This is a genomic window from Polaromonas sp. P1_E3, assembly GCF_056405935.1.
The window spans coordinates 1-1781 of sequence record NZ_JBFUBD010000491.1 but is presented as its reverse complement, the minus strand read 5'-3'; the positions used below and the strand labels follow the sequence as shown (position 1 = coordinate 1781).

At 62.3% G+C, this 1781-nt stretch carries 3 protein-coding genes; all 3 read right to left on the bottom strand.

Features of this window, described 5'->3' with window-relative positions:
- Positions 1 to 615: 7TMR-DISMED2 domain-containing protein (locus tag AC1D0Z_RS20890; RefSeq protein ID WP_477660079.1), on the bottom strand; the 615-nt coding region annotated here is incomplete at its 3' end.
- The gene (locus AC1D0Z_RS20885; protein ID WP_477660078.1) at positions 612 to 899 is read right to left on the bottom strand and encodes an HNH endonuclease; all 288 of its coding nucleotides are present in this window, start codon (positions 897 to 899) and stop codon (positions 612 to 614) included. The genes AC1D0Z_RS20890 and AC1D0Z_RS20885, both read right to left, overlap by 4 nt.
- Before the next feature lie 65 nt (positions 900 to 964).
- Positions 965 to 1781: DUF2726 domain-containing protein (locus tag AC1D0Z_RS20880; protein WP_477660077.1), on the bottom strand; the 817-nt coding region annotated here is incomplete at its 5' end.

The window sequence follows — 1781 nt, the reverse complement described above, 5'->3', positions numbered from 1 at the left end:
GATCGCGGCGTATTCAGCCTGGTCGTGTTGCCACAGTGCTGCCGGCTGCCATAGCCGAACGGGCGCAGAGACTGTCCCGCCCGACGTCACCCGAAGGTAGAGCGTATTGACGGCGCCGGGCTTGAGGCGAACCGGCATGACATGGTTGCGGTGCACCACTGCCCGGTCGGCAAAAGGCAAAAGGTCGCCACCGATCTGCCCCACAAAACCGCCTTTGCCATCCGGCGAATAAAGCTCCAGCCGGTCCAGTGGCGGATAGGCCAGCTCCAGCATCCAGTCTGCAGGCGTGGCGCGTTCTGTCCTCAGGTTCACGCGCAGCCAGATGGCCGAGCTGGTCAAGCCAAAGTTGGTGGCCGAGCCGGTTTGCGGCACAGGCTGAAAGCGCGCCTGGGCCTCCGCCTTTAAAAGGTCGGCCAGTGTGAGCTCGCCACCGGCGTCTTCCAGGTAGGTGAATGACTGCGACAGCACATATTTGCCGTCGTTTCCAATGGCGATCTCACCCGCTTTGGCTTGCGGCTGCAGGGATTCCTGCGCCTGCGCCCAGGTCCAGGGGCCCGCACCGGCCGCAAGCACGGCCAGTGCAAACCCCAGCAGGTACCGGATGCAGCACCTCATGGATTGGCGGCAGGCGGCGGCGATTTACGCTGTAGCACCCGTCCCGGCGAGACTGGAGAGGCCCGGACGACGMCAGCGGCATGCCGCTGGCCATTGCAGGTTTCATGGCTTATCGCCAGGTTTTCCGCATGGCTGTTGCCCCCTTCGCTCAGCGGCAGGATGTGTTCCAGCGTGGCGGCCTCGGGCATGACGTGTTCACCGCACACCCAGCACGGCACCTTCCCGTGGAGCTGCCGCGCCACGATTTTGTAGATCTTGTCCCGGGTAAGCCCCAACCTGCTCACGGCAGCGTTTTCATCTGGCGGCCGCCAGGGGCAGCCGCCTTGGACCAGCACTCATGGCCACGCCCCTATTCGATCCTGGCCGGCCGCGTATCGGCGGGCTGGGTGAAAGAATCTTCCCACTGCGTGGCAAAACGGTCGTTCTTGTCGATGCGAATGCCGCCCGTACCATCGGGATTGAAGCCGACATTGCTGGGGGTTGCCGCCCGCGATGCTTCGGGCTGGTTGTCCTTGTTGAGCTCTTTCAACGCGGCGTCCTTGGCGGCCTTGACACGCTCCCGGGTGAATGACTCCAGGTCGGCGTGAAAGCTGCTGTCACCGCCGCGCGTTTCCTGGTGCTCCTGCACGAGCTCTTCCGGAATTTCACCCAGGAATGCGGCACGCATAGCGCTGACTGTGGGCGGCCGGCTGGCCTTGATGGACGTATAGGCAATGCCGCAATCAGACAGCAGGGTTTCCTTGAGCTCGCGGGTGGCCCGGCTCACGTCGCGCTTGCCGCGCAAATCAACACACCCAACGACCTTGCCGTCGAGGGTGCACACCGTGAAGGTCGTGTAAACACCGTTGAGCAATTCAAGCAGGCGTGCTGTTTTTTCCTTGTCTTTTTCCTTCTCTTTTTCTTTCTCCAGCGGAATGGTGAAGCGCAACACCGGCAGCTTGACCATCACCGCATGATCGTGGAAGGCGCTTCGCAGCCATTTCCATACTTCGTATTCATCGTTGCTGACCACGCCCCTGGCGCGCAGCGGCCATTTGTGGGGAATCCGCAGCTTCGCGCTTGAGCTTTTCCGCAGCCAGGCGGCATACAGCAAAATACCCGCTAGCGCGCCCACGGCGACGCCCAGCAATGTCATCAGCCAGGAAATCAGGTTCAAGATGCAGTTC